The sequence below is a fragment of the Actinoplanes sp. NBC_00393 genome (genome assembly GCF_036053395.1).
Lineage (GTDB): Bacteria > Actinomycetota > Actinomycetes > Mycobacteriales > Micromonosporaceae > Actinoplanes.
The window spans coordinates 9,079,530-9,104,133 of record NZ_CP107942.1; the positions used below are offsets into that span (position 1 = coordinate 9,079,530).

25 protein-coding genes and 1 tRNA gene are annotated in these 24,604 nt (G+C 70.9%); 20 read left to right on the top strand and 6 right to left on the bottom strand.

Annotated elements, in window-relative coordinates; genetic code table 11:
- Positions 1-534 precede the first annotated feature (534 nt).
- On the top strand, positions 535-1,074 hold the full coding sequence (locus OHA21_RS42015; protein ID WP_328464879.1) for an NADH-quinone oxidoreductase subunit B: 540 nt from the start codon (positions 535-537) through the stop codon (positions 1,072-1,074).
- A gap of 77 nt (positions 1,075-1,151) precedes the next feature.
- The gene (locus tag OHA21_RS42020; protein WP_328464881.1) at positions 1,152-2,057 is read left to right on the top strand and encodes a DUF559 domain-containing protein; all 906 of its coding nucleotides are present in this window, start codon (positions 1,152-1,154) and stop codon (positions 2,055-2,057) included.
- A 381-nt stretch (positions 2,058-2,438) separates the two neighbouring features.
- Here OHA21_RS42020 and hemC read toward each other — a convergent pair whose 3' ends face one another.
- On the bottom strand, positions 2,439-3,359 hold the full coding sequence (gene hemC / locus OHA21_RS42025) for a hydroxymethylbilane synthase (protein WP_328464883.1): 921 nt from the start codon (positions 3,357-3,359) through the stop codon (positions 2,439-2,441).
- Between the two features lie 24 nt (positions 3,360-3,383).
- Here hemC and OHA21_RS42030 point away from each other — a divergent pair, with 24 nt between their 5' ends.
- A complete protein-coding gene (locus OHA21_RS42030) occupies positions 3,384-4,685 on the top strand; it encodes a DUF2252 domain-containing protein (RefSeq protein WP_328464885.1) in 1,302 nt (433 codons plus the stop codon).
- 1 nt (position 4,686) lies between these two features.
- On the opposite strand, the gene OHA21_RS42035 is transcribed toward OHA21_RS42030, so the two are convergent.
- Positions 4,687-5,661 (bottom strand): hypothetical protein, encoded by a 975-nt coding sequence (locus OHA21_RS42035; RefSeq protein ID WP_328464887.1) that lies wholly within the window; start codon positions 5,659-5,661, stop codon positions 4,687-4,689.
- Positions 5,658-6,203, bottom strand: coding sequence for an RNA polymerase sigma factor (locus tag OHA21_RS42040; protein WP_442874995.1), 546 nt, complete (start codon positions 6,201-6,203; stop codon positions 5,658-5,660). Before OHA21_RS42040 ends, OHA21_RS42035 begins: the two co-directional genes overlap by 4 nt.
- 147 nt (positions 6,204-6,350) lie before the next feature.
- Here OHA21_RS42040 and OHA21_RS42045 point away from each other — a divergent pair, with 147 nt between their 5' ends.
- The 13 genes from OHA21_RS42045 (at position 6,351) to OHA21_RS42105 (ending at position 20,002) form a co-directional block, all read left to right on the top strand.
- Positions 6,351-7,043, top strand: a complete 693-nt coding sequence (locus OHA21_RS42045; RefSeq protein WP_328464889.1) for an NADH-quinone oxidoreductase subunit C — start codon at positions 6,351-6,353, stop codon at positions 7,041-7,043.
- Positions 7,043-7,999, top strand: a complete 957-nt coding sequence (nuoH, locus tag OHA21_RS42050) for an NADH-quinone oxidoreductase subunit NuoH (RefSeq protein ID WP_328464891.1) — start codon at positions 7,043-7,045, stop codon at positions 7,997-7,999. Before OHA21_RS42045 ends, nuoH begins: the two co-directional genes overlap by 1 nt.
- Before the next feature lie 55 nt (positions 8,000-8,054).
- On the top strand, positions 8,055-8,681 hold the full coding sequence (locus tag OHA21_RS42055) for a NuoI/complex I 23 kDa subunit family protein (protein WP_328464893.1): 627 nt from the start codon (positions 8,055-8,057) through the stop codon (positions 8,679-8,681).
- A complete protein-coding gene (locus OHA21_RS42060; RefSeq protein ID WP_328464895.1) occupies positions 8,678-9,199 on the top strand; it encodes an NADH-quinone oxidoreductase subunit J family protein in 522 nt (173 codons plus the stop codon). Before OHA21_RS42055 ends, OHA21_RS42060 begins: the two co-directional genes overlap by 4 nt.
- The gene (gene nuoK / locus OHA21_RS42065; protein WP_328464897.1) at positions 9,199-9,516 is read left to right on the top strand and encodes an NADH-quinone oxidoreductase subunit NuoK; all 318 of its coding nucleotides are present in this window, start codon (positions 9,199-9,201) and stop codon (positions 9,514-9,516) included. The genes OHA21_RS42060 and nuoK overlap by 1 nt, the downstream gene beginning before the upstream one ends.
- Positions 9,513-11,447 (top strand): NADH-quinone oxidoreductase subunit 5 family protein, encoded by a 1,935-nt coding sequence (locus OHA21_RS42070; protein ID WP_328464899.1) that lies wholly within the window; start codon positions 9,513-9,515, stop codon positions 11,445-11,447. The genes nuoK and OHA21_RS42070 overlap by 4 nt, the downstream gene beginning before the upstream one ends.
- Positions 11,444-12,997, top strand: coding sequence for a complex I subunit 4 family protein (locus tag OHA21_RS42075; RefSeq protein ID WP_328464901.1), 1,554 nt, complete (start codon positions 11,444-11,446; stop codon positions 12,995-12,997). The genes OHA21_RS42070 and OHA21_RS42075 overlap by 4 nt, the downstream gene beginning before the upstream one ends.
- Positions 12,994-14,631 (top strand): NADH-quinone oxidoreductase subunit N, encoded by a 1,638-nt coding sequence (locus tag OHA21_RS42080; RefSeq protein WP_328464902.1) that lies wholly within the window; start codon positions 12,994-12,996, stop codon positions 14,629-14,631. The genes OHA21_RS42075 and OHA21_RS42080 overlap by 4 nt, the downstream gene beginning before the upstream one ends.
- Positions 14,632-15,119: 488 nt before the next feature.
- Positions 15,120-15,995, top strand: a complete 876-nt coding sequence (htpX, locus tag OHA21_RS42085; protein WP_328464904.1) for a zinc metalloprotease HtpX — start codon at positions 15,120-15,122, stop codon at positions 15,993-15,995.
- Between the two features lie 148 nt (positions 15,996-16,143).
- On the top strand, positions 16,144-17,385 hold the full coding sequence (locus OHA21_RS42090) for an MFS transporter (protein ID WP_328464906.1): 1,242 nt from the start codon (positions 16,144-16,146) through the stop codon (positions 17,383-17,385).
- A gap of 50 nt (positions 17,386-17,435) precedes the next feature.
- Complete coding sequence (locus tag OHA21_RS42095) at positions 17,436-18,449, top strand: LLM class flavin-dependent oxidoreductase (RefSeq protein ID WP_328464908.1); 1,014 nt, start codon at positions 17,436-17,438, stop codon at positions 18,447-18,449.
- Between the two features lie 39 nt (positions 18,450-18,488).
- Positions 18,489-19,331, top strand: a complete 843-nt coding sequence (locus OHA21_RS42100; protein WP_328464910.1) for a GNAT family N-acetyltransferase — start codon at positions 18,489-18,491, stop codon at positions 19,329-19,331.
- On the top strand, positions 19,328-20,002 hold the full coding sequence (locus OHA21_RS42105) for an MOSC domain-containing protein (RefSeq protein WP_328464912.1): 675 nt from the start codon (positions 19,328-19,330) through the stop codon (positions 20,000-20,002). The genes OHA21_RS42100 and OHA21_RS42105 overlap by 4 nt, the downstream gene beginning before the upstream one ends.
- Here the strand turns inward: OHA21_RS42105 and OHA21_RS42110 are convergent.
- Both OHA21_RS42110 and OHA21_RS42115 read right to left on the bottom strand, forming a co-directional pair.
- Positions 19,991-21,748, bottom strand: coding sequence for a hypothetical protein (locus tag OHA21_RS42110; RefSeq protein ID WP_328464914.1), 1,758 nt, complete (start codon positions 21,746-21,748; stop codon positions 19,991-19,993). The two genes, OHA21_RS42105 and OHA21_RS42110, sit on opposite strands and share 12 nt — an antisense overlap.
- A gap of 246 nt (positions 21,749-21,994) precedes the next feature.
- A tRNA-Tyr gene (locus tag OHA21_RS42115) sits at positions 21,995-22,078 on the bottom strand.
- A gap of 147 nt (positions 22,079-22,225) precedes the next feature.
- Between OHA21_RS42115 and OHA21_RS42120 the strand changes: the two genes are divergently transcribed.
- Genes OHA21_RS42120 through OHA21_RS42130 form a run of 3 tightly spaced genes read left to right on the top strand, consistent with a single transcriptional unit; the run spans position 22,226 to position 23,861 of the window.
- A complete protein-coding gene (locus OHA21_RS42120; protein ID WP_328464916.1) occupies positions 22,226-22,717 on the top strand; it encodes a YajQ family cyclic di-GMP-binding protein in 492 nt (163 codons plus the stop codon).
- A 30-nt stretch (positions 22,718-22,747) separates the two neighbouring features.
- Positions 22,748-23,035 (top strand): hypothetical protein, encoded by a 288-nt coding sequence (locus OHA21_RS42125; protein WP_328464918.1) that lies wholly within the window; start codon positions 22,748-22,750, stop codon positions 23,033-23,035.
- Positions 23,036-23,051: 16 nt separating this feature from the next.
- Positions 23,052-23,861: a sulfurtransferase gene (locus OHA21_RS42130; RefSeq protein ID WP_328464920.1), complete on the top strand. Its 810-nt coding sequence runs from the start codon at positions 23,052-23,054 to the stop codon at positions 23,859-23,861.
- On the opposite strand, the gene OHA21_RS42135 is transcribed toward OHA21_RS42130, so the two are convergent.
- A complete protein-coding gene (locus OHA21_RS42135; RefSeq protein WP_328464922.1) occupies positions 23,862-24,194 on the bottom strand; it encodes a hypothetical protein in 333 nt (110 codons plus the stop codon).
- Between the two features lie 255 nt (positions 24,195-24,449).
- Between OHA21_RS42135 and OHA21_RS42140 the strand changes: the two genes are divergently transcribed.
- Positions 24,450-24,590: a hypothetical protein gene (locus OHA21_RS42140; RefSeq protein ID WP_328464924.1), complete on the top strand. Its 141-nt coding sequence runs from the start codon at positions 24,450-24,452 to the stop codon at positions 24,588-24,590.
- Positions 24,591-24,604 lie beyond the last annotated feature (14 nt).

Below are 24,604 nucleotides of genomic sequence, written 5' to 3' on the forward strand. Positions count from 1 at the left end.
GCCGCCCTGCCGCCCCGCCGTCCCGCCGCCCTGCCGCCCTGCCGCCCCGCCGCCCTGCCGTCCCGCCGCCCTGCCGTCCCGCCGCCCTGCCGTCCTGCCGTCCTGCCGTCCTGCCGCCCTGCCGCCCTGCCGTCCCGCCGTCCCGCCGTCCCACCGCCCCGCCAAATGTCGCCGCCGCCCCGCCGCCCCGCCGCCCCGCCGCGCCGCCGCCCCGCCGCCCCGCCGCCCCGCCGCCCCGCCGCCCCGCCGCCCCGCCGCCGGCCGACCCGCCAGAGGTCGGCGCGGCGCTGCCCGCCCGCCGAGAGCCGCGCTCACGCGGGTGTTGAGCGGTGTTTGCGTGTCTGGGTGGCGGCTGGCTGTCGGGAGCCGCCGCTCAGGCGGGTATGGGACGGCGTTTGGCGTGCCTGGGCGGCGGCTGACTACTACGAGCCGCCGCTCAGACGGGCAACCGGCCGGCGCAGTTCGTGTCTGCGAGGCGGCTGGGAACGCCGATGACCCTGATGGCGCCGCATCCCGATGGGCTAGGTTGACCGAATGGCCCTTCCTGGCGTACTCGGTGAGCCCATCCGGTTCGTCCTGAACTGGGGGCGCCGCTACTCGCTCTGGGTGTTCAACTTCGGCCTAGCCTGCTGCGCCATCGAGTTCATCGCGTCCAGCATGAGCCGGCACGACTTCATGCGCCTCGGCGTCATCCCGTTCGCGCACGGCCCCCGCCAGGCCGACCTGATGGTCGTCTCCGGCACGGTCACCGACAAGATGGCCCCGGCGATCAAGCGGCTCTACGACCAGATGCCCGAGCCGAAGTACGTGATCTCGTTCGGCTCCTGCTCGAACTGCGGCGGACCCTACTGGGATTCGTATTCGGTCACCAAGGGCGTCGACCAGATCATCCCGGTGGACGTCTACGTGCCCGGCTGCCCACCGCGGCCGGAGGCGCTGCTGCACGGCATCCTGCGCTTGCAGGAGAAGATCGCCGCCGAACAGTCCGGCCCCGGCGGCGTACCCCGCCCTGACCCGCTGTCCCGCGACGCGGCCACCCTGACCGCCCCGCTGGTGAGCCCGCCCACTTCCTGATCTGGTCGTCCACAGGCCCTGCCGGTTATCCACAGGGCCCTCAGCGTCACCCGGGCGTTTTCGCCACCCTGTCTGCTGTGCCCAGCTCACCACGAACCCCGCCCGGACTGGTCGGCGTGCCGTTCCGCGGATCAGATGCCGCGGCGTCCGGACTGCTCACTAAATCGATGCTGGCCGGAGCTTCCTGGCGGCGCCTGTTGCCGGATGTCTACGTCCACCGAGACCTCACACTGGATCATCGGCTGTGGTGTGCGGCAGTCGCCCTGGTGCTGCCACCGGGCGCGGCGATCGGCGGCCCCAGCGCCGCCTGCCTGTGGGGTGTCGCCACGCTGCGTGCAACCGAACCGGTGCACGTGGTCACGCCGCGGGTGCGCAACCTGCGGTGGGACGGGAAGGTCGTAGCGCACTACACCCGGCTCGCTGACCGGGACGTGACCACGCTGTCCGGGCTGCCGGTGACCACGAGCGAGCGGACCATGTTCGACCTTGGACGGCGAGCCGGCCGCGCCGATGCGCTCGTGATCCTGGACGCGATGCTCCACCGGCACCTGCTCGACCCGGCGGCTCTGCGGCGGATGGTCCGCGAGCGGAGCCGCTGGCCGGGGGTCCCGCGGCTGGCCCGGCTGCTCGCACTGGCCGATCCGCGCAGCGAGTCACCGATGGAGACCCGGTTGCGGCTGCTTCTGCTGGATGCGGGCGTGGCGCCGCCCGAGGTCCAGCTCGAAGTCCGAACCGGTGTCGGCGGTTTCGTGGGGCGCGTAGACCTGGCGTGGCCGGACCTGCGGCTCGCGGTGGAGTACGACGGAGATCATCATCGGGAGCGCGAGCAGTTCCGCCGCGACGTGGAACGTTTGAACGCCCTGCGCCTGGCCGGCTGGACGGTGCTGCGGTTCACCGCGGACGACGTGCTGCGCCGCCCGGCCGAAACCGTCCGCACAGTGATCGCCACGATGGCACAGCTCCAGCCCCAGCCCCGCCGCTAGCCGCCGCCCTCAAAACATGCCCGACCGGCGGCCGGCGTGCGCGAGCCGCCCACCAGGCGTGTTTCGCGCGCCCGGATCCATGCCTTAGCGGCGGCTGGTGGGCGCGAGCCGCCTGTCAGGCGGGTTTCAAGAGGCCGGATGCGTGTCTGGGCGGCGGCTGGCGTGCGCGAGCCGCCCACCAGGCGGGTTTCGAGAGGCCGGATGCGTGTCTGGGCGGCGGCTGGTGGGTGCGAGCCGCCTGCCAGGCGGGTTTCAAGAGGCCGGATGCGTGTCTGGGCGGCGGCTGGTGGGTGCGAGCCGCCTGTCAGGCGGGTTTCAAGAGGCCGGATGCATGCCTGCGCGGCGGCTCGTGGGAGCGAGCCGCCCACCACGCACCGGATCTCAAGCCGCGAGGATCTCCCGCGCGCCCTGGCGCAGCAGCGAAGCGGCCACCGAAGTGCCCAGCACAACCGGGTCGGCGGCCCACTCGTGCGCATCCAGCACGGTCTTGCCGTCCAGGCTGATCACCCGGGCCCGCAGACTGATCCGCCCGTCCGGCTCGGTACGGGCATACCCAGCGATCGGCGACTGGCAGTTCCCCTGCAGGATGTGCAACATCGTGCGTTCCGCCTCGGTCTCCAGCCCGGCCCGCCGGTCGCCAAGCACCGAAGCGATCTCCAGCGCCGCAGCGTCGTCCTGCCGACATTGCAGGACCAGCGTGCCCGAGCCGACCGCCGGCACAAACGTGTCGATGTCGATGGGATGCGTGATCCGCCCCGGCAGGTCGATCCGGTGCAGGCCGGAGACCGCGAGCAGCAGGGCGTCGTACTCACCGGCGTCCAGCTTCGCCAGGCGGGAATTGGCATTCCCGCGGATGGGCACGGCAGTCAGGTGCGGCCAGTGCAACGCGAGCTGGGCGATGCGGCGTACGGCCGAAGTGCCGATCCGGGCCCCCGCCGGCAGTTCTTCGATCCGGCGCCCACCGGGGTGCACCAGGCAGTCGCGGACGTCATCGCGGGCCAGATAGGCGGCGAACACCGTCCCGGCCGGTGCGGGCCGGTCGCCGGGCACGTCCTTGACGCAGTGCACCGCCAGGTCGGCTCGGCCGTCGAGCAGCGCTTGGTCCACCTCTTTGGTGAATGCTCCCTTGCCGCCCAGCTGGGCGAGCGAGCCCTGCCACCGGTCCCCGCTGGTGGTCAACGGCACGACTTCGACGCTCACCTCTGGCCGGAGCGAAGCGAGCATCCGGCGGACCCGTTCGACCTGGGCGAGTGCCATGGGGGAGGAGCGGGTTCCGATACGCAGCAAGCGTGAAGCGGACATAGCGGAAAGAGTAGCGTGATCGCCATGGGCTCTCAGTCTCGTGCTGACTTCATCATCGACGTGCTGACCCGGGAGTTCGGCGCTCTGATGGCGCTCGATCCGACCGCCTTCCGCCGGAAATTCCGGAAGATGGCGGCTTCTCCGTTCGCTTTCTACCGGGGCAGCGCCTCGCTCTTCTACGCCGACCTGACCGGCGACTTCCGTGACGACAGCTATCTCGACGGGCAGACCAGCCGGGTGTGGATCCACGGTGACCTGCACGCGGAGAACTTCGGCACCTACATGAACTCGTCGGGTCACCTGGTCTTCAACGTCAACGACTTCGACGAGGCGTACGTCGGCCCGTTCAGCTGGGACCTGAAGCGGTTCGCGGCGAGTGTCGCCCTGATCGGGTATTCGAAGGCGCTCTCCGACGACAACATCTCGGCGCTGGTGACGACGTTCGCCGGTTCCTATCTGACCGAGCTGCGGGCCATCGCGCACGGCGGGGACGACGCGATCGGCTCGATCACCCTGGAGAACGCGGACGGCGTACTGCGCCGGGTCCTGCAGGAGGCCCGGCTGAACACCCGGGTGGACCTGCTGGCCGGCCAGACCACGATCGACGACTACGAGCGCCGGTTCTCCCTCGGCGACGGCGTCTACGACGTCGACGCATCCGCTGAGGCGATGGTGCGGGAGGCGTTCGGTCGATACCTGGACACGTTGCCTCAGCAGACCCGCCCGGTGTCGACCAACATCAAGGACATCAAGCTGCGCAAGGGCGTCGGGATCGGTTCGGCCGGGCTGCCGTCGTACAACCTGCTGCTGGAGGGGCACACCGAGGCCCTCGAGAACGACGTGATCATCTACATGAAGCAGGCGCAGGTGCCGGCCGTCGCCCGCTGGATCGACGATGAGCGGGTCAAGGGCTATTTCAAACACCAGGGTCACCGTACGGCCGAGTCGCAGCGGGCCCTGCAGGCGCACGCCGACCCGTGGCTGGGGTTCACCGAGCTGGACGGTGTCGGTCAGCTGGTCGCCGAGGTCTCGCCGTACGCCGCCGACCTGGACTGGTCGGACGTGAACGAGCCCGAGGAACTGACCGGTGTGATCGCCGACCTGGGCCGGGCGGTGGCCCGGATGCACTCGGTCGCCGACGACGAGTCCAGCCACGATCTGGTGGATTTCTCCACCGAGGAGGCGATCGTCGCGGCGGTCGACAAGGACGAGGCCGGTTTCGTCCGGCACCTGGTGGAATTCGCGCACAGGTACGGTGACCAGGCCCGCGAGGACCACCAGGACTTCGTCGACGTGTTCCGCAACGGCCGCCTCCCCGGCCTTTGAGTCAGTAGCGTTCGAGCACCGTGGCCACCGCGCTGCGGTGCCGGGCGCCGGCGTCCGGCGTGACGTCGTAGTAGAGGCCCTTCGACGACGCGGTGTAGGTGACCGACCCAGCGCTGGGTGCGTCCGGCGAGCAGCTCACCGCGACCTCGTCCGCATACTCGGGGAACCCGCCGCCTGCCGCCGGGCCGACGGAGAGCTCAACCGTCCCGAAGCCGATGCAGACCGCCCGGACCCGATATCGACCCGGTTCGATGTCAGGCTGTTCGTAGCCCGTGCCGCCATCCGACAGGAACTCCGAGCCACTGCCGATGGACGCGCTCGTATCGTCGCCGAAAGCCTTGCCCGCCTGCTGCTGCCAGTAGGACTTGTCGGACTGCGCCAGTTCGGCCTGCCAGCCGAAAGCGGCCCGACCCGGCCCGGCCACGTCCGGCACGACCTGCACCATCAGCGTGCTGCTGGCCCGGGCCAGCACCACCGGCACAGTCAGGACCGTTTCCCTGGTGTTCTCGCAGGGCACGGGCGTCACGACCGCCGCCGGTTCGCTGCCGACGTTGCCGCTGATCACCGAGACCTCCATCGAGCCGGTCCCGTAGCAGACCATCCGTACGTCGTAGGTGCCCCCGAGCACCGCCCCGCTGAACTGCTTGGGCCCGGAGCCGGTGTCGGTAATGATCTCGCCGAGCCCCGGCGCGTCCGGTTCGCTGATGTCAAGAGCCTGCGCGACCCGCAACTTCAGCTGCTCGCTCGAGTACGTGGGCGCCTCGGACGCCGGTGTCACCGCCGGCATCGGGCTCTCCGCCGGCCGGATCACCGCGACCAGCCCGGCCACCGCGAGCACCGCGATCGCCGTGGCGCCGGACAGGACGGCCCGACGCCGCCGGACGGCCTTGCGCAGCGGTTCGGTGCCCGGCGGACGGACCGTGGGCAGAGTCTCGGCTCGCAGGTCCGCGAAGAGTTCCTCGATCTGATCGGTCATCGCGCACCCCCGGCGTTGTCGGAGAGGTCGAGTTCGGCGGCGAGCGCGGCCCGCCCCCGGTGCAGCCAGGATTTGACGGTTCCGATGGCGACTCCCTCCCGCTGGGCGATCTCGGCAAGCGGCAGATCGGCCATGTAGTGCAGCACCATCGCCCGGCGCTGGTTGTCCGGCAGCGTGCCGAGCGCGGCGACCAGGGCGACCCGTTCCGGGCCGGGCCCGGCGGTCTGCGGTTCGATCCGGCGCTGTTTACCGAGGAAACTCAGCGCGGTACGCGCCTTGCGCCACCGGCTGACCGCCAGGTTCCACGCGACCCGGCGGACCCAGGCGACCGGGTCGTCGTACCCGGCGACGCTGTTCCACTTGATCAGCGCCCGGTAGAACGCCTCCTGGACGACGTCGTGCGCCTCCTGGCGGTCACCGAAGTAGGCGTAGAGCTGCACAGTGAGGTCGGCATAGTGCGCGGCGTAAACCTCATCGAACGACGGCGGGTCGTGATGCACGGCGATCCGCGTCTCCGATCCAGGCTCGGCGAGGGCTGTCACGGCGACTACACGCCGACGCCCGGTGACCGGTTGCGCCCGGCCGCCGGCAATTCTCCCGCGTACTCGCCGCGGTCCGCGTCGTATCGACCACACGCCTGTGCCCCGGCGGAACGTTGCGTAGACGGATCGGACCATAGGATGACCCCCATGACGCCCGAAGAGGTCGGTGACCGGCTGGTCGCCCTGCTGGCGACGGACGATCCCGACACCGGCGCGGTCACCGCCGAGGTCTCCGGTGGCGGCCCCGGCCACGCCCGTGCCGTGGTCGACGTGCCGGTGGCCCGCTGGTGGTTCGCCGCCGAGGCGGCCCGCGACGCCGGTGCGCTGGGCTGCGACTTCTTCGACTGGCTCTCGGCGGTGGACGAGCTCGACGACGGGTTCGCCGTGGTCGCCCACCTCTGGTCGACGCGCCGCCGGCACGGGCTGCTGCTGCGCACCCGGGTGTCCCGCGAGGACCCGGTGGTCGAGTCCCTGGTGGACCTCTATCCGGGCGCTGCCTGGCACGAGCGCGAGACGCACGAGATGTTCGGCATCGCCTTCTCCCGCCACCCCGATCTGCGCCCGCTGCTGCTGCCGCCGGAGTTCGAGGGGCATCCGCTGCGCAAGGAGTTCGTGCTCGCCTCCCGGGTGGCCAAGCCGTGGCCGGGCGCGAAGGAACCGGGGGAGTCGGAGGCCGGCGCCGCGAAGCGAGCCCCGATGCGCCCACCCGGCGTCCCCGACCCGAACGAGTGGGGGCCGCTGAAAGGCAAGGTGCCGCCGCCCGAGAAACCGGCAAGGCCGGCCCGGGCCCCGCGCGCCACCCCGGCCGGGCCCCCGAAGACCGATGGGGAGACCGCCTGATGCCGCTCTGGCTCGATCTGCTGATCCGGGTCGCGGCCGTCATGGTCGGCTTCCTGGTGCTGCCCCTGGTCGTCGGCCAGGCCGAACACAAGGTGATGGCACACATGCAGGGTCGCGTCGGCCCGATGTACGCCGGCGCCTTCCACGGCTGGGCACAGCTCATCGCCGACGGGGTGAAGTTCGTCCAGAAGGAGGACATCACCCCACGGGACGCCGACCGGACGGTTTTCCGCCTCGCTCCGATCGTGGCGCTTTTCCCGTACCTTGTGGTGATTTTGACCATCCCGCTCGGCCCGAACCTGGTCGCTCAGAGCTTGGACATCGGCCTGTTCCTGGTCCTCGCCGTCCTCGGCATCGGCGTGGTCGCCGTCCTGATGTCCGCCTGGGCCTCGGCCAACAAGTACAGCCTGCTCGGCGGCGTCCGCGGCGCCGCGCAGCTGCTCGGTTACGAGCTGCCGCTGGTGCTGGCCGCGGCCAGCGTCGCGATGGCCGCCGGCACGCTCAGCCTGCCCGGCATCGTGGAGGCCTGGCAGCCCTGGTGGCTGCTCTGGCAGGCCCCGGCCGCGCTGGTCTTCTTCATCGCCGGCCTGGCCGAGATCCGGCGTCCCCCGTTCGACATGCCGATCGCGGATTCCGAGCTGGTCTTCGGCTACATGACCGAGTACACCGGCCTGCGTTTCGCGTTCTTCCTGCTCGCCGAGTACGTGGGCATCGTGGTGATCGCGGCCCTGACCACCGTGCTGTTCCTGGGTGGCTGGCACGGCCCGTTCGAGGAGCAGCTCGGCTGGCTGTGGACCCTGCTGAAGATCTTCGCGCTGTCCTTCGTGATCATCTGGTTCCGGGTGTCCTACCCGCGTCTGCGCGAGGATCAGCTGCAGCGCCTCTGCTGGCTGATTCTGGTCCCGGTGGCCCTGGCTCAGCTGGTCCTCACCGCCGCAGTGAAGGCCGCGCTCTAGACCTTTGGCGGGGCGAGGTCGCGTCGAGCGGCATGACCGGGCAGGATATGCGCTTGTGAGTGAGAACGGCGACCGCATCGCGCCCGGCAAGGGCCTGCTCGACGGGCTCGCGGTCACCTTCAAGACGATGACCCGGCGCTCCACCACCCAGCAGTACCCCGACGTCGAGCCCGATCTCCCACCGCGCTCCCGCGGTGTGATCGCGCTGCTCGAGGAGAACTGCACGGTCTGCATGCTCTGTGCCCGTGAGTGTCCCGACTGGTGCATCTACATCGACTCGCACAAGGAGGAGGTCGTCGTTCCGGGCGCCGCGCGGGCCCGCCAGCGCAACGTGCTGGACAAGTTCGACATCGACTTCTCCCTCTGCATGTATTGCGGGATCTGCATCGAGGTCTGCCCGTTCGACGCGCTGCACTGGACCCCCGAGTTCGAGTACGCGGAGACCGACGTCCTCTCGCTGCTGCACGACAAGGACCGGCTGGGCGAGTGGATGCGCACGGTTCCTCCGCCGCCGGCTCACGACGTGCTCGGCGAACCTTCCAAGGAGGAGGCAACCGCAGCCCGCAAGGCCGCAGGCCCGGGCGCGGCAACAGCCGCAAAAACCGCAAGACCCGCCTCGGTACGGGCTACGCCATCTCGCCCGGCGCAAGAGGTCGAACCGGCTCCGGAGCCGGAGCAGTGACCGTCGCGGACGTGCTGCTGCTGGCCCTCGGCGCCGTGGCAGTCGGTTCCGGCGCGCTCGTCGTCACCAGCAGCCACCTGGTCCGCTCCGGCCTCTACCTGGTCGTCAGCCTGGGCGCGATCGCCGGCCTCTACCTGGTCCTCGGCGCCGAGCTGGTCGCCTGGGTGCAGGTGCTCGTCTACGTCGGCGCGGTCGTCGTGCTGCTGCTGTTCGCGGTGATGCTGACCCGCGCCCCGATCGGCCCCTCCACCGACCTGGACCGTCCCGCTCTCCCGGCCGCCCTGATCGGCGGCGGCGTCGGGATCGGCCTGACCGCGCTCTTCATCGACGCCTTCCGCTGGGTGAAGTACCCGAGCCCGGAACCCGGCACCGCGGAACGGCTCGGCGAGCAGATCTTCGGCGCCTGGGTGCTCCCGTTCGAGGTGCTCTCGATCCTGCTGCTCTCCGCGCTGGTCGGCGCGATCATCCTGTCCCGCCCCGACCTGGGCGCCCGGAGCGCGGACGAGGAGCACGCCTGATGCACGTCGTCATCCCGTACGTGGTGGGCGCGCTCCTGTTCGCCCTGGGCGTCTACGGCGTGCTGCGCCGCCGCAACGCGATCCTGGTGCTGATGGCGGTCGAGCTGATGCTCAACGCGGTGAACCTGATCCTGATCACCGCCGACGTCTCGCTGCGGGCCGTCACCGGCGGGGTCTTCACGCTCTTCGTGATCGTGCTGGCCGCCGCCGAGGTGGGTGTCGGGCTCGCCATCGTGCTGCAGTACTACCGGATGCGCCGGGCCGTCGCGATCGACGAGGTGCCGCTGGCCGCCGACGAGGAGCGGGTGACCGGGTGAGCGTCGACACTCTTGGGCCGCTGCTGCCGCTCGTACCCCTGCTTGCGGGCCTGATCGGTCTCCTGCTGCGGCCCGGCGACGGCGATGCCGGGCGGCGCCGGCTGGCGGCCGCGCTCGGTGTCGCGGGCGCCGGTCTGGCCGTGCTCTTCGCGTTCATGGTCGCGCTGGACCCGGCCGAACCGTCCGGCGATCCCTTCATCGATCCCTACGACACCGGCCTCACTCTGGGCGCCTTCGGCGAGCTGACGATCCGGTTCAGCACGATGATCGGGCCCGGCGCGGCCTATGTGGCGCTGGCCGTCGCGGTGGTCGCGCTGCTCGTGCAGGTCTACTCGATCGCTTACCTGCACGACGACCCGCGCTACGCGCCGTACGCGGCCCAGATCAGCCTCTTCACCGGCGCGATGCTCCTGGTCGTCACCACCAGCGACCTGATCGTGCTGCTGATCGGCTGGGAGGTGATGGGCGCCTGCTCCTACCTGCTGATCGGGCACGACCGGCGGCTGCCCGAGGCCCCGGCCGCCGCGGTGAAGGCGTTCCTGGTCACCCGGGTGGGTGACGTCGGCTTCCTGCTCGGCATCGCCGTGCTGATCTCGGACGCCGGCAGCACGTACCTCGGCACGGTTCTGGCCCACGACTACTCGGCCGGAACGCTGACCGCCGCGCTGCTGCTGATCCTGGCCGGGGTGGCCGGCAAGAGCGCGCAGTTCCCGCTGCACACCTGGCTGCCGGACGCGATGGCCGGCCCCACCCCGATCTCCGCGCTGATCCACGCGGCGACGATGGTCGCGGCCGGCGTCTACGTCGTCTTCCGCCTCTACCCGCTGTTCGAGCAGTCGCCGACCGCGCTCGCCGTCCTCGGCGTGCTGGCCGCGATCACCATCCTGCTCGGCGCCCTGTCCGCGACCGCCCAGGACGACCTGAAACGGGTGCTGGCCTGGTCGACGGTCTCCCAGATCGGCTACATGACCGGTGCGCTGGCCGTCGGCTCGCCCGCCGCCGCGCTGTTCCACCTGCTCACCCACGCCGCGTTCAAGGCGCTGCTGTTCCTCGCGGCGGGCGCGGTGATCCACGCAGTCGGCACCAACCTGCTGTCCCGGATGGGCGGCCTGCGGGAGCACATGCCGGTCACCTTCTGGTCGTTCGTGATCGGCCTGGGCGCGCTGGCCGGCGTCCCACCGCTGGCCGGCTTCTGGTCCAAGGAGACCGTGCTGACCGCGGCCGCGCACGCCACCGAGGGCGGCGAGCCGGTGCCGGCCTGGGCCGGGTGGGTGGTCTGGCTGGCCGCGCTGCTCGCCGTGGGCATCACGGCGTGGTACGCGACGCGCCTCCTCCTGCGAGCCTTCTTCGGGGTCTCCCGCGCCCACGGTGTCGACGGGCCGGACTGGGAGATCGGTTTCGACGATGCGCGCTACCACCGGCCGGCCGTGCCGCACGACCCGCCCTCACTGATGCTCGTCCCGTTGCTGGTGCTCTGCATCCCGTCCGCGCTGCTCGGCCTGGCCGCCTTCGCGCCCGGCTTCCGCACCGGCCTGGAGCTCGAGGAGCCCCACCTGGGCGTCGCGATCGCGCTGCCGATGCTGCTGCTGGTGACCGGTGTCGGCACCGCGTGGTGGCTCTGGCGGGCGGTGCCCGGCGTCGACCCGGCACTGGCCCTGGGCCGGGCCGGGCCGTTCTTCGCCGCCGGGTTCCGGCTCGACGACGTGCAGCACCGCCTGGTCGTGGTCCCGGTCCGCGCGCTGGCCCGGCTGGTCACCGCCACCGACGAGCGGGTGGTCGACGGCGCGGTGATGGGCGCCGGCTCCTCCACCCGTCGCCTCGGCGGCCTGCTCGCCGGCGCACACCGGGTGGCCCTGCCGGCCGCCGCCGTCGCCGTCTGCACCGGCGCTCTCGTGCTCGCCGCCGTCGCGTGGTTGGGAGCCCTGGCATGAGTTACGAATCCTTCAGCACCACCGGCACGGTCTGGCCGGGGATCCTCCTCGCGGTGCTCCTGGTTCCGGCTCTCGGTGCTGCCGTCGTCGCCCTGATGCCGCGACGTGGCGACGACCGTTCGGCCCGTGTGGTGGCGACGGTGTTCGCCGCAGTCACCTTCCTACTCACGCTGACCCTGGGCCTGCCGGTCGGGGAGACCGAGTTCGGCTGGTTCACCTACGGTCCGGGCGGGCCGGCGCTGATCCCGTGGCTCGATCTGCAGTTCGACTGGGTGCCGGCGCTCGGGCTCTCCTTCCACCTCGGGGTGGACGGGATCTCGTACCCGTTGGTGGTGTTGACCGGGCTGCTCACGCTGCTCTGCTGCGCGTACACGATCAAGAAAGTGCCGGACGGCGGCTCCGGCCGGAGCCTGGCCGCGTTGCTGCTGGTCCTCGAGGTCGGCATCCTCGGCACCTTCCTGGCCCTGGACCTGATCCTGTTCTTCGTCTTCTTCGAGATCGTCCTGCTGCCGATGTACGCCGTGATCGCCGGCTGGGGCGGCCCGAACCGGCGCGCGGCGGCCCGCAAATTCGTCCTCTACACCCTCGCCGGCTCAGTCCTGCTGCTGCTCGGCGTGGTCACCGTGGTCGCCGACGCGGGCACCGGCGACCTGATGGAGCTGACCGGCGCCAGCCCGCTCGGCCGGACCACCCAGGCGATCGCGTTCACCCTGCTGCTGCTGGCCTTCGCGGTGAAGGCGCCGCTCTGGCCGCTGCACAGCTGGCTCCCGGACGCGCACACCGAGGCGCCCACGGTCGGCTCGGTGATCCTGGCCGGCGTGCTGCTCAAAATGGGCACCTACGGCCTGATCCGGGTCGGGCTCGGCGTGGCCCCGGACGCCGCCGAAGCGGCCGGCCCGATCCTCGGCCTGTTCGCCGTCCTCGCGATCATCTTCGGCTCGCTGATCTGCCTGCGTCAGTTCGAACTGAAACGCCTGATCGCCTACTCCAGCGTCGGCCACATGGGTTTCGTCCTGCTCGGCATCGCCACCTTCACCGAGGCCGGCATCCAGGCCGCGCTGATCGGCAACATCGCGCACGGCCTGATCACCGGCCTGCTCTTCTTCCTGGTCGGCACGATCAAGGACCGGGCCGGCACCGGCTCGCTGAACCAACTGAGTGGCCTTCGCGAGTCCGCCCCACGCCTGGCCGGCCTGCTCGGCTTCGCCGCGATCGCCTCACTCGGCCTGCCCGGCTTGGCCGGCTTCTGGGGCGAGGCGTTCGCCGTCGTCGCCGCCGTCCAGGTCGGCGGGCCGTACTGGCTCACCCTGGCCGCCATCGCCGCCGTCGGCGGCGCGCTCACCGCGGCCTACTTCCTGCGCCTGCTGCGGCAGGTCACCCACGGTCCAGCCACCCCCGAGGTACGCGCATTGCGCCCCTCGATCACCGGCAGCGAGTGGTTCGCGTGGGCGCCGCTGATCGCGCTCACCCTGGCTGTCGGCCTGGCCCCGGCGCTGGTGCTGGCGAACACGTCCGCGCCGATCCTCGGAATCCTGGCAGGTACACCGTGAGCAGCCAGTCCATCGACCACGCCGCGCTGCTCCCGCTCTACGCCGCGGCGGCCACCGCGCTCCTCGCCTTCCTGACCGACCTGTTCATCGCCAGGCGCCCCGCCGTCCTAGCGGTCACCGCCCTGGGCACCCTCGCCACCGCAGCCGGCGCGCTGCTCACCGGCGACCGCTCCGGCACGTTCTGCCTGGCCGGCGCCGAGGCCTGTTCCTGGGTGCCGACTTGGCCGGCCGCAGTGACCGCAGTGCTCTTCGCCGGCCTGACCGCCGGCGTCCTGGCCCTCTCCGCGCCGGCCCTACGCCTGGGCGTCGCACCGGCCGGCGAGTTCTGCTTCTTGCTGGCCTGCTCCATGACCGGCGGCGTCACGGTCGCCTACGCGGGCGACCTGATCACCCTGATCGTCGGCCTGGAGACCCTGACCCTCCCGCTGTACGTACTGGTCGGCCTCCGCCGCTTCGCCCCCGGCGAGCGGGTCACCACCGACGCCGCCTCCGCCTCGGTCACGTTCTTCCTGATCAGCGTCGTCTCCACCGCGATCGCCCTGCTCGGCGCCGCCCTCACCTACGCCTCCACCGGAGCCGTCCACCTGGCCCTCCTCGGCACACCGCCCCCCACCACCGCCGGCGCCGCGCCGGGTGCCGTCGCGCCGGGTGCCGTCGCGCCGGGTGTCGTCGCGCCGGGTGCCGTCGCGCCGGGTGTCGTCGCGCCGGGTGCCGTCGCGCCGGGTGCCGTCGCGCCGGATGCCGTCGCGCCGGGTGCCGCCGCGCCCGGCGGGCTGGAAGCGCTCCCCGGTGGCGCTGTGCCCGCCGGGCTGGAAGCAATCGCCGCAGTCGGTGCGGCCCTGCTGGTGATCGGCCTGGCCTTCAAGGTCGCCGCGGTGCCGCTGCACGCCTGGGCCCCCGCCACCTACGACGGCGCCCCGGTCCCGGTAGCCGCCTACCTCTCCACCGCCTCCAAACTCGGCGGCATCCTGGCCCTGGCCGCCATCGTGTCCCGTCTGGACACCGCTATCGTCGTCGCCGTACTCGCCGTACTCACCATGACCGTCGGCAACCTGGTCGCCCTCCGCCAGACCCGGATGGTCCGTCTGCTCGCCTGGTCCTCGGTAGCCCAGGCCGGCTACATCCTGGCCGCCCTGGCCCTCGGCGCCGCCGGAGTGGTGGCCGCCCTCGCCTACGCCGCCTTCTTCGTAGTCCTCGAACTCATCGCCTTCGGCGTGGTAGTGGCGCTGCGCCCGCCCACAGCCGACGGCGGCGAACTGACCGACTACCGCGGCGCCGCCCGCCGCTCCCCGTGGCTGGGCGCCGCCATGGTGCTGGCCCTGGCCGGTCTGGCCGGCCTCCCCCCGGGCCTGGCCGGCCTGTTCGCCAAACTCTTCGTAGTCGAAGCCCTGGTCCAGGAGAACTGGACCTGGCTGGCCGGCGTAGTCCTGATCAACGCAGTGATCGCCCTGGCCTACTACGTCCGGGTAGGCGCCCTCCTCTACACCGCCCCCGCTCACGCGGACCCGGTCCCCGCACCCACCCGCCCCGCCCTACCGGTGCCCCGCCCCGTAGCCGCCGCCCTGATCGGCGCCGTAGCCGTCGCCGTCCTGCTCGGCTTCGCCCCCCAACTCCTCTTCAACAGCCTGACCTGACCCACCAGCAGTGGCAGCCGGTGTGGCCGACGGCTGGCGGGGCTCAGCCGTAGCGCATGCAGGTTTTCGGGCGCTGGTAGCCGGCATGGCCGACGGCTGGCGGGGCTCAGCCGTAGCGCATGCAGGTATTCGGGCGGTGGTAACCGGCATGGCCGACGGCTGGCCGCGCCCAGCCGTAGCCCATCCAGGCAAACAAGCCGCCACAGCCAGCCCGAGCGACGGCTAGCAGCCCGAGCGACGGCTAGGCCAAGCGGCCCGCAGACCAGACCAACTTCTCCGGCCATGACCTCGCGCGAAGCGCCAGCCCCAACGCCGCGACCCACCCGCGCCCCAGCCGCACCGACCCCCACGGCTCAGCAACGCCGCCCACCCGGCATTCATTGATCAACTACCTACAGCGAACTCACAGCGCATTCCCGGATGAACACGCAGTTGATCAATGTTCCTTTGAGTGCGGGCCACAAGCCCGCAAGTCAAAGGAGTGAACGTTGCACAGCCACCACAATGGCCTGAAAACCGCCGCTCTACTGGGTCTGCTCACAGGCCTGATCCTGGCCGTGGGTTACTGGCTCGGTGGCAGCGCCGGCCTGATCATCGCCGTGCTCATCTCGCTGGCGACGAACGCCGTCAGCTACTTCTACTCCGACAAGATCGCGCTGCGGTCGATGCGCGCACAGCCGGTCAGCGAGGCCGAGTTCCCCGAGCTCTACCAGATCGTCCGCGAGCTGGCGACCGAGGCCGGGCAGCCGATGCCTCGCCTCTACGTCTCCCCGTCGATGCAGCCCAACGCTTTCGCGACGGGACGCAACCCGCAGCACGCCGCGGTCGCGGTGACCGTCGGAATCACCCGCATCCTCACCCTGCGTGAGCTGCGCGGTGTCATTGGCCACGAGCTCTCCCACGTCTACAACCGCGACATCCTGATCTCCAGTGTCGCGGCGGGCCTGGCCGGCATCGTCACGATCTTCGCCCAGCTGGCGATCTTCCTGCCGTTCGGCGGTTCGGATGACGAGGACGGCCCGAACCCGGCCGCCGCGCTGATGATGCTGATTCTCGGCCCGCTGGCCGCGTCCATCATTCAGCTGGCGATCAGCCGGAACCGTGAGTTCCAGGCGGACGCCTCCGGCGCCACGCTGACCGGCGATCCGCTCGCCCTGGCCAGTGCCTTGGAGAAGATCCATTACGGTACGCAGCGCGCGCCGCTGCCGGCCGACGGTCAATTGACCAGCACCGCCCACCTGATGATCGCCAACCCGTTCCGCGGCGGTGGCCTGTCGTCGATGTTCGCGACGCACCCGCCGATGGCGGAGCGGATCCGCCGCCTGCACCAGCAGGCCTCGCTGACCTCTCCTCGCGTGCGCTGACCCCCCGGGCGCACCCACCGGCTCACCGTCCCGTTCCCCCGGCGGGACGGTGAGCCGCGTGACATCCGGCCCTGTTTCAGGGCTGTTAACAGAACCTCCGGCGTTAGCATCGGGAGCCGTTTCACTCGTTACCGCTGGAGGTTCCCCCGTGACCGCATTGCGTCAGTACCTTGGCGTGTGGCAGATGCCGGGCGGTCGGGTTCTGCTGGTGGTCGGCATCCTGGCCCGGCTCGGCATCGGGATGACCCCGCTCGCACTTCTCCTGCTCGTCGAGCAGACCACCGGGCGGTATGCGGCGGCCGGTCTGGCCGGCGGCGTCTACGCGCTGGCCGGGGCAGCGGTGAGCCCGATCGCGGGCCGGCTGGCCGACCGGATCGGGGCGGCTCCCATCCTGCTCGCGACGGCCGTGCTCCACCCGCTGGCCCTGGCCGCTCTGCTGCTGGCCAGCCGGGGCGGAGCCGACGCCCTCGAGTGGATCTTCGTGGCCTCCGCGGCGGCCGGCGCGACGTACCCTCCGTTGACCGCGGCGATCCGTCGCGCCTGGACCGACATGACCGCGGCCGGCAGTGGCCGGCACGGCCTGCGCCCGGCCGCCCTGGCCGCCGAGACCTCGCTGTTCGAGCTGGTCTTCGTGCTCGGCCCGATGCTCGTCTCGGCGTTCCTGGTGATCACCGGTCAGCCCGGCTCGGCGCTGATCAGCGCCGCGGTGGCCACCCTGGTCGGCACCGCCTGGATCGCCCGCCTGCCGGTGATGCGGCACCGCGGTGCACACCCGGACGAGCACACCGCCAAGGGTCTGGGCCCGCTGCGGGTCGGCGGCTTCCCGGCTCTGCTGGTCTGTGTCACCGCCCTCGGTGTCGCGTTCGGCGCGGCTGGCGTGATCGTCCCGGCGTACGCGTCGGAGCACGGCGGCGGCGAGGCGCTCGGCGGCGTACTCCTCGGTGTCTGGGGTCTGGGCAGCGCTGTCGGTGGTATCTGGTTCGGCACCCGGCGCCCGGCGATGACCCTGACCCGCCAGTTTGCCTGGCTGCTCACCGCGGTCTCGGCGAGCTTCCTGGTGCTGGCGTTCATGCCGAGCCCGTTCTATCTCGGGCTGGCGCTGGTTCTCGGCGGCGCGACCATCGCGCCGGCGCTGACCGTGGAGAACAACCTGGTCGGCCGGATCGCTCCGGCGGGCATGCTGAACGAGGCGTACACCTGGATGGTGACTGTGTCGGTCTCCGGCAGCGCGGCCGGCGGCGCGCTGGCCGGCGTGATCGTCGACCAGCCGGGCGGGCTGCCGTGGGCGTTCGCTTTCGCGGCCGGAGTGCTGCTGATCGGGGCCGCGGTCGCCGCGCTTCCGGAGGGCTCGATGGCCCGCGCCGATCAGCGAGCGGCGGAGCTGGTGTGACGGTTGCCACATTCGGGATCCGGTATCCGCAGAGCTGACTTGTACCGAATATGACCGCTCCGAACCGCGTCCCGCTCTCCGTGCTCGACCTGGCCACCGTCCGCGAGGGACATGGCAGCGCCGACGCGTTGCGCGGCACGATCGAGATCGCCAAGACCGCCGACGAGCTCGGGTACGCGCGATTCTGGGTCGCCGAGCACCACAACATGCCGGCCGTCGCGTCCACCTCGCCGCCGGTCCTGATCGGCGCCGTCGCTGCCAATACCCGTCAGATCCGGGTCGGCTCCGGCGGCGTGATGCTGCCGAACCACATGCCGTTCGTGGTCGCCGAGCAGTTCGCCCTGCTGGAGGCGCTCTACCCGGACCGGATCGACCTCGGCATCGGGCGGGCGCCGGGCACCGACCAGGCGACCGCGGCCGCGCTGCGAGGCGTCTCGCCCTATCTGACCGTCGAGCAGTTCCCGGAGCACCTGCAGACGCTGCTCGGCCTGCTCGGCGACGAGCGCGTTCCGGAACCGCCCCGGCTGAAGGCGACGCCGGCCGCGGAGACCTTCCCCGAGGTGTGGATGCTCGGCTCCTCGACGTACGGGGCGCAGGTCGCCGCCGCTCTCGGGCTGCCGTTCTGCTACGCGTACCACTTCGCGATGAGCTCGGACGTGGACGGCGCGCTGCGCCTCTACCGGGACGGTTTCCAGCCCTCACCCCGCTACCCACGACCGCACGCCATGGTGAGCGCCTCGGTGATCGCGGCCGAGACCACCGAGGAGGCCCAGTATCTGGCCGGTCCGAGCCGGATCATGGCGTTGAGCCTGCGTACCGGCCGGCTCGGCCCGATGGTCTCGCCGGAGACGGCCGCCCGCGCCGAGCTCTCCGACCTGGACCGGGCGATGCTCGAGTCGCTGCCCGGGACCCAGTACGCGGGCACCGCCGAGGAGGTCGTGGCCGGCCTCGACGCCCTGGTGCAGCGCACCGGAGCCGACGAGTTGATCCTGGCCGGCTCGGCGTACGACCCGGCCACCCGGCAGGAGAGCCTGGCCCGGATCGCCAAGGTGTGGGGTCTTTAATCGAATGCGGGCGATGTCGTGGGCGGACAGGATGAGGCGATGGCCTGGACGCTGACCACGGATCTCGAGCAGTTCATCGCGACCGCAGGGAGATTCCTGCGGTCCGAGCCGGTCCGGCACACCGTCTTCCTCACCCTGATCGAGGGCTTGCGGTCGCAGGGCCCGCATGTGTACGGACCTCAGGCGCCCCATTTCGGCTGGTGGAGCCCGCCTGCCGACGAGGTCTGCGGTGCTCTGATCCACACTCCGCCGTTCCCGGTCATGTTCACCGAGCTGCCCGCGGAAGCCGTTCCGGCCGCCGTCGGCGCGCTCGCGGGTCATCCGCTGAGCGGAGCCAACCTGCTTGCCGGTGACGTCGCCGCGTTCACCGCCGGCTGGCAGGAGCGGACCGGGGTGAAGGCGAGCGCGGGTATGCGTACCCGACTGTTTCGTCTGGATCGTCTGATCTCGCCGGACCCGGCGCCGACCGGCGGAGCGCGCCCCGCCACCGAGGCCGACCGGGCCCTGCTGATCGACTGGCTCGACACCTACCACGAGTACATCGGTGAGCAGCCGCCCGACCTCGAGGCCATGGTCGACGCCCGCCTGGAGTCCGGTGGCGTCACGCTCTGGGAGGACGGGGGAGTGCCGGTCGCCCTGGCGATCCGGTCGCGCCCGGAGGCCGGCATGGTCCGGATCCAGACCGTCTACACCCCGGCCGAACACCGTCGGCGCGGATACGGCGCCGGAGTCACCACAGCCGCCACGCAGGCCGCCCTGGATGCCGGGGCGACCGATGTCGTGCTCTTCACCGACCTGGCCAATCCGACCAGCAATGCCCTCTACCCCCGGCTGGGCTACCGGCCGATCGAAGACCGAGCGGTGGTGAAATTCCCGTCATGACCAGCGGAATCGTCCTGTCCCTCAACGTCGGGTCAGCCGAGCACAACCCGGCCAAACCGGTGGGCAAGACCGGTATCGGCAAGCAGCCGGTCGACTACGCGGTGGCCGTCCGCCCGCCCGGTCCGAAGACCACCGGCCTGCACAGCGGCCTGGTCGGCGACTTCATCGGGGACATCAAGCACCACGGCGGTGACGACCAGGCGGTGTACGCGTACGCCATCGAGGACTACGCCTGGTGGGCCACCGAGCTGGGCCGGGACGACCTGGTGCCGGGCCTGTTCGGGGAGAACCTGACCACCGAGGGCATCGACGCCAACGACGCCGTCATCGGCGAACGCTGGCACATCGGCGCCGACCTGGTCCTGCAGCCCACCTTCGGCCGCATCCCGTGCGCCACCTTCCAGCACCGGATGGGCGAGCGGCGCTGGATCAAGCGCTTCGCCGAGGCCAACCGCACCGGCGTCTACCTGCGCATCGTGACGCCGGGGGAGGTGCGCGCCGGCGATCGCATCGAGGTGACCGACCGCCCGGCGCACGGCCTCACCATCGGCGAGGCGTTCGGCATCTACATGCACGACTCGTCCCGCCTCGCCCGGCTCCTGGACGCTGAGGAACTGCCGGACGGCATGCGCGACGAGATCGAGAAGCGCCTGGCCCGCTCACCTCAGTAACCTGCGGGCGGTCCGCCACAGCCGGGTCCGGCGTAGCCACGGCACCGATTTGACGGGCTTGGCCGGCTTGGCCGCGGGCGGGGCGGTGACCCGGGTGTAGGTCGCGGTGGTCACCGGCCCGACCGTCTTGGGCTCCAGCTGCTCCGACGCCACCGCCAGATAGGTGAACTGCCGCAGCACGCCCTGGTCGGCGCGACCCTTGCGGACCGCGCTGGTCAGGGCTTTCTCGACCGCATCCCGGCGGATCAACCGGGCGATCGGCCCCTGCGCGGTGTCCACCAGGTCGGCGATCACCCGCACGCCGTCGCCCTCCCAGATCCGGGTAGCGGTCGACCTACCCGTGGTCACGCTGACGAACGGCACCTCGGCCCACTCCGGGACGAGGCGTGCGATCAGGCCGTTGTGCAGCAGCCGCTCGCGCTTCTGCTCCGCGGTCAGCCCGAACGTGGCGGCGACGAAACCGGGCGACAGGAACGGGGTGACCGAGCCGATCGAGTACGCCGACGTGTACCACCGGCGGACCCGCTCGACGAGGTAGATGTAGTCGATCAGGTGCAGGCCGCTCAGCCCGATCTCTTTCGCGTGGTCCAGCAGGCCGGTGATCCGTTGGTGTTCGGCGGCGTACGCGCTCTCCGCGACGAGGTCCTTCGACACCGCACCCATCAGCCGGGCCAGCGCCTCCTCCTCCGGCGTGCGGCTCCCGTCGGCCGGATACCAGTACCCCGAACTGAGCTCACCCGCGGCACCGGAGAACCGGGCCGCCGGGGCGTCGTCGCCGAGCCGGTCCCGCACGGCGGCCCTTACGAGGAACGTCGCCGGGAACTGGTAGTCGTACAGGCGCTGCAACCGTTCCGTACGCTCGCGCAGCCCGCTTTTCAGGACATTGGCCGGAGCACCCGACTTGAACAGCCGGTGCTCCACCTCCATCCCGCGTTTCTCCCGCAGAATCCGGACCAGCTCGCACGCGACCTCGCCCTCGGCCACGGTGTCCTCGTTGGTGGAGAGCCGCGGCAGCCGCCCGGCCGCGATCAGTGACGCCGCGATGAGCCGCGAGTCCTTGCCACCGGACAACCCCATCGAGATCGGGTCGGTGAACAACTCGCTGATGCTGCCCGCGGTGTGGACGATCGACTCCGCGGCCAGATCCAGCGACTCCGCGAGCGGCCGTCCCTGGCCCGCGTACCCGGCCAGCACCACGTCATCGACGCTGTACCTGTTCTCGGTGACCAGATCCCACCCACCACCGGCCCGCCGCTGTCCGGTGACCCGCTCGCCCGGCCGCAACAGCCGCGCACCCCGTACGGGCGAATAGTCGCCGCCGAAGTTCCCGCACACCGCGTAGGACCCCCAGGCGTCGAGATCGGGTTCCACGCTGCCGTGCAGGAAGGCCGCCAGCAGCCCGGGCCGGCTGCAGAACGCTGTGATCCCGTCAGCCGTCCCGGTGAACAGGCGGCACATCCCGATCCAGTCCTGCTGCACCGCGAACCGCTGATCCCCGTCCAGAGCGACCAGCCCGAACGGCGGAACCACGTCCCGGTGAATGTCCACCCCGGCGAGCAGCTGCCGGGCCAGCCCGACCGGCCCACCGGCGACCTCCACGCCGACCGGCAGACCCAGCGACAACGCGGTGACACTTCCGTCGGTAGCGCACAGCGGCCACTGGTAGCCCCCGTGCTCACTGCGATGCAGGAAGGTGACGCCCCAGTCCACACCACCGAACTCCCGGCTGACGTACGTCTCCGGCACCAACGCCGAAACAGCTGCTCTAAAGCGGTCCTGAGCAGCGCGAACGGCGCCCTCGGACAGCTGGCCCCGGCGGAACCAGGCAAGGACTACGTACATGGCCCCCTACAACCCAAAGATTGATAGTGGTGATCGGGCACATGAACGTAGTGTTTCGCCGCAACTTTTACTGCCCCGCGGCGCGGGCCTCAAGGCACGAAAATGGCCCCTCCCTGCCGGACCGGCTGGTGAGGGGCCTCTCGTGCCTGTTGGTGGCGGGTAGAGGATTCGAACCTCTGTAGCTTTCGCGACGGATTTACAGTCCGCTCCCATTGGCCGCTCGGGCAACCCGCCTGGGCAACCACCGCGGTTCCCCGCGGCAGCGGACATCAGAATAGCCGTACCGCGGACCGCCTCCGCAACCGGGTACGGTCGGCATGTCGCGGGGCCGCGAAGTCCCGCCGCACACATCGATTGAAGCCCAGCCGCAGGAGTCTGATCATGGCAGCCAACCCGTCGTTCGACATCGTGAGCAAGGTCGACCGGCAGGAGGTCGACAACGCTTTCAACCAGGCGGAGAAGGAGCTGAGCACCCGGTTCGACTTCCGGGGCACCGGCACCGCTCTCGCCAAGTCGGGGGAGGCGTTCACCATCACCTCGGAGACGGAGGAGCGGGCCACCGCCGCGCTCGACGTCTTCAAGGAGAAGCTGGTGAAGCGGAACATCTCGCTGAAGTCCCTGGACGCGGGGGAGCCGCGCCAGTCCGGCAAGACCTACAAGATCGACCTCAAGGTCGTCGAGGGCATCGAGACCGACAAGGCCAAGGCGATCAGCAAGAAGATCCGTGACGAGGGTCCGAAGGGTGTGCAGGCCCAGATCCAGGGCGACCAGCTGCGGGTCACCGGCAAGAAGCGGGACGACCTGCAGGCCGTGATCGCCCTGCTGAAGCAGGAGGACTTCGGCGTCGCCCTGCAGTTCACCAATTACCGCTGACCGGAGCCGGCCGGCCCGCACACTGGGCCCATGGGTTCCGCGGTGCTGGGCGGCGTTCTCGGGCTGGCGCTGGTGGTGTTCGGCGCGCGGATGCTGATGACGAGCCGCGCGCCCGCCATGCTCGAGCGGTCGTTCCGGACCGCTCGGGAGGCCGGCTCCTATCACCTGCTCTTCGGGGCCGCTCTGCTGATTTTCGTGGTCGGCGCGCGGCTGCCCGGCGCGCGCACCGGGTCGGTTACCGCTACGTTCGCTCTGGTGCTGGTCGCTGTCGCCGTGGTGCGGTTCCGGCCGCGCGGCCGGAGACGGGACGACGAGTGACGGCTGGGAGGCCTTGGTGATCGACCCGGTGGTGGACGAGCAGTGGGTGCGGGCCCAGGGTGACGCCGTGGTCCTGGCCGACGTCCGGTGGTATCTGGACGGGCGGTCCGGCCGTGCGGCGTACCAGGAAGGGCATCTCCCCGGCGCCGTCTTCATCGACCTGGACACCGCGCTGGCCCGCCCGGCCTCGCCGGCCGAGGGCCGGCATCCACTTCCGGATCCGGGGACTTTCGCGGCAGCGATGGCTGCGGCCGGCATCGGCGACGACAACCCCGTGATTGCGTACGACGACGCGGGCGGAGTGGTCGCCGCAAGGCTGGTCTGGATGCTGCGATCGATCGGGCACGACGCCGCGCTGCTCGACGGTGGCCTGACCGCCTACTCCGGCGCCCTGACCACCGAAGTCCCGGTGCGCCCCGCGGCCACCTTCACCACCCGCGACTGGCCGGCCGACCGTCTGGCGTCGCTGGACGAGGCAGCGAACGGCCCCGCCGTGGTGCTGGACGCCCGCGACCGTCCCCGCTTCCGCGGCGACACCGAGCCGGTCGACCCGCGCCCCGGCCACATCCCCGGCGCCCGCAACCTGCCCTGTCGGGAGAACGTCGGCGCAGACGGCCGCTTCCTGCCCGTCGAACAGCTCCGCGAACGTTTCGCCGAGGTCGGCGCCGACGGTAGTTCTGAAGTCATCTCCTACTGCGGCTCCGGTGTCACGGCCTGCCACAACCTGATCGCGCTGGAACACGCCGGCCTCGGCGCCGGCCGCCTCTACTCCGGCTCCTGGTCGCAGTACAGCCACACCGACCGCCCAGCCGCCCTCGGCGACTGATCACTCCGCGGTCTCGGCCCAGCCCTGATCCGCGAGCCACCGCTGGTGCGCCTCCCAGGCGGCCTGCTTCGTGGTGCCCAGCGCAGTCCCGATCTGCGTCCAGGAGGCCCCGGCCGCACGCGCCGCGCGCACGGTCGCCTGCCGCCCATAACTGGCTTTGCGCACCAGCACCTCACTGAGCGCCAGCATTTCCAGCGTCTCGTCGAGATTCAGGCCGGGTGTCGCAGTTCCCGGGCGCACAGAAGTGACAGCGTTCTGCATTCGTAGCTCGTTGTATCGAGCGGTGGCAGAGGCGAGGGTGTGCCGCTGCTCCAACTCCTCCGGGATCGTCATGCAGGCATGCTGTCGTCAAGCCAGCCTGACGTCAAGGCCGCATGACACCGGAGTGCGAATTGCCCTCACTTCTGCGCCTAAATCAGGCAGAAAGCCATCAATCCTTGGGGTAGGCGGGGTCGCTGAGACTCAGCCGTTCGGCCATTGTTTGCCGCAGCGGCGGTTCGACCCGCCATTGGACATCCCCAGTCGCACAATTGGTGTGGCAACATCAGTGCCACCGGATCAGAACCCCACGCGCCCTAGGAGCGAATCATGTCTGCACGGAAGGCGAGCCGCATGGCCGGCATGGTTCTGACGCTCGCCGCGCTGCTGGGTTTGGCGGGGCTCGGATTTGCCGACGCCGGCGATCCGACCGCCGCGGTGTACGCGACGCTTGAGTTCCACTGGACCTAGATCGCAGGAGCGAC

Bases quoted from the DNA above. Each gene is read 5' to 3' on its own strand.
- OHA21_RS42105 (WP_328464912.1), top strand. From the start codon at position 19,328: ATGACCAGCGGAATCGTCCTGTCCCTCAACGTCGGGTCAGCCGAGCAC.
- OHA21_RS42030 (WP_328464885.1), top strand. From the start codon at position 3,384: ATGGGCTCTCAGTCTCGTGCTGACTTCATCATCGACGTGCTGACCCGG.
- nuoK (WP_328464897.1), top strand. From the start codon at position 9,199: ATGCACGTCGTCATCCCGTACGTGGTGGGCGCGCTCCTGTTCGCCCTG.
- OHA21_RS42135 (WP_328464922.1), bottom strand. From the start codon at position 24,194: ATGACGATCCCGGAGGAGTTGGAGCAGCGGCACACCCTCGCCTCTGCC.
- hemC (WP_328464883.1), bottom strand. From the start codon at position 3,359: ATGTCCGCTTCACGCTTGCTGCGTATCGGAACCCGCTCCTCCCCCATG.
- nuoH (WP_328464891.1), top strand. From the start codon at position 7,043: ATGCCGCTCTGGCTCGATCTGCTGATCCGGGTCGCGGCCGTCATGGTC.
- OHA21_RS42095 (WP_328464908.1), top strand. From the start codon at position 17,436: ATGACCGCTCCGAACCGCGTCCCGCTCTCCGTGCTCGACCTGGCCACC.
- OHA21_RS42125 (WP_328464918.1), top strand. From the start codon at position 22,748: ATGGGTTCCGCGGTGCTGGGCGGCGTTCTCGGGCTGGCGCTGGTGGTG.
- OHA21_RS42140 (WP_328464924.1), top strand. From the start codon at position 24,450: ATGTCTGCACGGAAGGCGAGCCGCATGGCCGGCATGGTTCTGACGCTC.
- OHA21_RS42035 (WP_328464887.1), bottom strand. From the start codon at position 5,661: ATGACCGATCAGATCGAGGAACTCTTCGCGGACCTGCGAGCCGAGACT.
- OHA21_RS42100 (WP_328464910.1), top strand. From the start codon at position 18,489: ATGGCCTGGACGCTGACCACGGATCTCGAGCAGTTCATCGCGACCGCA.
- OHA21_RS42015 (WP_328464879.1), top strand. From the start codon at position 535: ATGGCCCTTCCTGGCGTACTCGGTGAGCCCATCCGGTTCGTCCTGAAC.
- OHA21_RS42045 (WP_328464889.1), top strand. From the start codon at position 6,351: ATGACGCCCGAAGAGGTCGGTGACCGGCTGGTCGCCCTGCTGGCGACG.
- OHA21_RS42075 (WP_328464901.1), top strand. From the start codon at position 11,444: ATGAGTTACGAATCCTTCAGCACCACCGGCACGGTCTGGCCGGGGATC.
- OHA21_RS42120 (WP_328464916.1), top strand. From the start codon at position 22,226: ATGGCAGCCAACCCGTCGTTCGACATCGTGAGCAAGGTCGACCGGCAG.